The organism is Bradyrhizobium valentinum, from assembly GCF_001440405.1.
In the GTDB taxonomy this organism is placed as follows: domain Bacteria; phylum Pseudomonadota; class Alphaproteobacteria; order Rhizobiales; family Xanthobacteraceae; genus Bradyrhizobium; species Bradyrhizobium valentinum.
Window position 1 is genome coordinate 1 of record NZ_LLXX01000103.1, and the last position, 3,502, is coordinate 3,502.

3 protein-coding genes are annotated in these 3,502 nt (G+C 59.7%); all 3 read left to right on the forward strand.

Features of this window, described 5'->3' with window-relative positions:
• Positions 1 to 716 precede the first annotated feature (716 nt).
• Positions 717 to 1,757, forward strand: coding sequence for a tyrosine-type recombinase/integrase (locus CP49_RS46050; protein ID WP_197423127.1), 1,041 nt, complete (start codon positions 717 to 719; stop codon positions 1,755 to 1,757).
• Positions 1,758 to 1,821: 64 nt separating this feature from the next.
• Positions 1,822 to 2,343 (forward strand): tyrosine-type recombinase/integrase, encoded by a 522-nt coding sequence (locus tag CP49_RS46055; RefSeq protein ID WP_197423128.1) that lies wholly within the window; start codon positions 1,822 to 1,824, stop codon positions 2,341 to 2,343.
• On the forward strand, positions 2,333 to 3,319 hold the full coding sequence (locus tag CP49_RS16205; protein ID WP_057851229.1) for a tyrosine-type recombinase/integrase: 987 nt from the start codon (positions 2,333 to 2,335) through the stop codon (positions 3,317 to 3,319). Before CP49_RS46055 ends, CP49_RS16205 begins: the two co-directional genes overlap by 11 nt.
• Positions 3,320 to 3,502 lie beyond the last annotated feature (183 nt).

Genomic DNA, 3,502 nt, shown 5'->3' on the forward strand with positions numbered 1-3,502 from the left:
CAGCTATTGTGGGAGGAGCATCGCGCGGCCTACCCGGATGGTTACGGGTACAGCCGTTATGTTGCGACCGGATTTATGTTGTGGAAGGAGCTATATTTGCGGGGATCCTGAACGCTGCGGCATTATTCACGCAACATAATTTGACGTCTGAGTAGCGCACTTTTGTCCAGGGAGGTTCGCTATGAATCAGACAACTTATTCGGACCGCTTGACGGTGCTCCATGGTGATAACGCGCCATTCGCGAACGAGCGGTACCGGTACCTTCGCCACTGTGCAGAAGGCGGTGCGACTCCAGCTTCTCTTGAGATCAAGCGCAAAGAGCTGTTGTGGATTGCCGCGCATCTCGGTCCAGATGCTTCGGCGGGCGTCGACATCGAGGCGCTCCAACGAATCGCGACCGAGCGGCAACGCCTTCGTGGGGCTGTCACAGCTGCGCAAAGAGTGGTCAACATTGGACGACCTTGGCTTCGATTTCTCGGTTGGTGGCGTGAACCGACCGTCGTGTTCCAGTACCAGAGCCAACTCGACCAGTATGTGACGTGGATGCGCAATGAGCGCGGATTCACGCCATCGACGGTGGAGCAATGGAGTCGGATGATCGGCAGGTTCCTACGCTGGTGTGATCAGACAAACCGGCAACTTAGGGACCTTCAGCCTGAGGACGTTGACGCCTATTTCGTCACCCAGGGCGACGGGACGATGGTCCCGCGTCTCGGTGGCCAACACAGCCTCGACCTTGCGGGGATTTCTGCGCTACGCGGCAAAGCAGGGAATGTGCACGGACCGCATAGCGGCGTCGATATGCCGGCCTCGGCTCTATCAACAGGAAACGCTGCCGTATGCCCCAGATTGGTTCGATGTGCGGCGCATGTTGGCCGATGCCGAGACCGACAACCCCCGGGACATCCGTGATCGTGCGATTTTGCTGTTGCTTGCGGTCTATGGAATGCGCAGCGGCGAGGTGGCGGCATTGCGTCTCGATCAGATCGACTGGGAAGGTAGGACGCTACGGCTCTTCCGCCTGAAGCGCCGCCAGCCGCAGATTTACCCGCTGGTTTCCTCTGCGGCTGAGGCACTCGCCCGCTACGTCGATACGGTGCGGCCGCCGTCGTCATGCTCGGAAGTATTCCTCTGCATGCACGCGCCCCGTCGACCGTTGAAGGCAGGGAGCATCTATGATGTCGCTAACCGCAGATTTGTTGCACTTGGAATCGACGCTGCCCATCGCGGTGGCCATGCGTTGCGCCACGCCTGCGCCTCCCGGCTTCTTGCCGAAGGTCTGTCGATAAAAGGAGATCGGGGACCATTTGGGACATCGCAGCGCGGCGTCAACCAGCATCTACGCCAAGGTGAACATGCAGGCGCTTCGCGAGGTCGGAGCGTTCGACCTGGGAGGCCTCCAATGATGCTGACCAACGTCGTCGACGCCTATCTGGCCAAACAGCGGTCACTGGGGGCGCGTTTCGAGTCCGCTGAGGTTCTGTTCCGCAGGTTCTGCCGAGCGATGGGCAATCGGGATATCGGCGAAGTCACCCCAGAGGCGGTAGCCGAGTTCCTCCAAGGCAAAGGATCGCTCAGTGCCACCTGGATGCTGCGATATAGGGTTTTGAGCGGCCTTTATAGATTCGCCATCAGTCGCGGGTACGCGGCATCCTCCCACTGCCGACAACATTTCCAAAGCTGCCGCCGCAACAAACGCCCTATGTTTATTCCACGGAAGAACTGCGCCGCCTGTTGGACGCGACCTCGATCCTGAAGGGCATCGCCCTCACGTGCCAGCTATGTACCGTACGCTCCTCTTGTTGCTGTATGGAAGCGGCATGCGTATTGGCGAGGCGCTTCGTTTGGTCTTGCAAGACGTGGATCTGACTGATCAGGTCATCACCGTCCGTGACACGAAGTTCTTCAAAACGCGCCTCGTGCCAATCGGACCAAAGCTCAACCAGGAACTGGTCGAGTACGTCGAGCGCCGTCGCCGGCTCCCTCTGCCGCGCGGGAAAGGATCTCCATTATTTACTACGCGCGGCAGTCTACCGTGGCACTATGTGCGGGTCATCTCCTGGTTTCAGCATGTCCGCCGAGCCGCCGGAATCAGTTGCCCTGTCGGCGAGCCTCGACCTCCACGGCTGCACGATATTCGCCACACAGCCGCGGTGCACCGGGTGATCGCATGGTATCGCTCCGGCCAGGAGGTGCAGCGACTGCTTCCGCAACTCGCAACCTACCTTGGCCACATCGATATCCGTTCAACCCAGCGCTATTTGCAGATGACGCCTGATCTCCTCCAGGCGGCCAGCGAGCGCTTTGCTCTGTACGCGATGGAGGCCGACCATGAAGGATAAGAGCCTGCTTGGTCCGTGGATCCGGCGGTTCTTGCTGGAACATCTGGTCGCCGAGCGCAATCTTTCCCGCAACACCCAAGCCAGCTACCGCGACACACTGACATTGTTGCTGCCGTTTGCCAGCAAGCAGGGAGGCTGCGCCATCGATCGCATGACCGTGGAAGATCTGACGCCGGAAGTCGTCCGCAAGTTCCTGGACCACCTGGAGCGCGATCGCCAGTGCAGCGAGGTTACCCGCAACCAGCGGCTGGCGACCATCCATTCACTTGCGCGCTTTATCGGGACGCGTTCGCCGGTCCACCTGGCCTGGTGTTCCGAGATACGAGCAGTGCCGTTCAAGAAGACGACCAAGACCGCGATTGGATACCTCGAAAAGGCCGAGATGGACGCGTTGCTAAACCAACCTGACCGACGCACGAGTCTTGGGGTGCGCGACCATGTTCTGCTGCTTTTCCTATACAACAGCGGTGCTCGCGCCGATGAGGCAGCAAAATTGACGGTCGGCAATCTCCAACTGGGCGCGTCCCCGTCAGTGCGACTTCACGGCAAGGGAAACAAGATCAGAATCTGTCCATTGTGGTCAACGACGGCAACCTCGTTGACTCGTCTTGTGGCCGACCGGAGCAAAAGTGAAGCGGTCTTTCTCGGGCGGACGAACCAGCCTTTGACGCGCTTCGGAATACACCGTCTCGTGACGCAATATGCCGCTATGGCGCGCGAAACGCTGCCGACGTTGGCGACGAAGCGCGTGAGCCCACATACGGTTCGGCACACAACGGCCGTGCACCTGCTGCGCGCCGGCGTCGACATCAACATGATCCGTGCTTGGCTGGGCCACGTGTCATTAGACACCACGCACATCTATGACCTGGAGATGAAAGCAGAGGCGTTAGCCAGGGTCGATATCAGCAGCCTGAGGCCGCCACCTCGGCAACCCTCTCTCCCGTCGTTGATGGCATTCCTGAAGGCCCTGTAGGCCGAAAGGTCACACTCTTATGTTGCGGAGCGAGCCGAGGAGGTTGGCGAAATCCTTGGCTCACTCCAGCAGCGACAACATAAATCTGGCCGCAACATAACGACTGGTATGTTGTCGCGAACATACTAGCCGCTACTGTGAGCTCTATGGCGCCTGGGCGGCGCGGCTGTCGCCGACTATGCG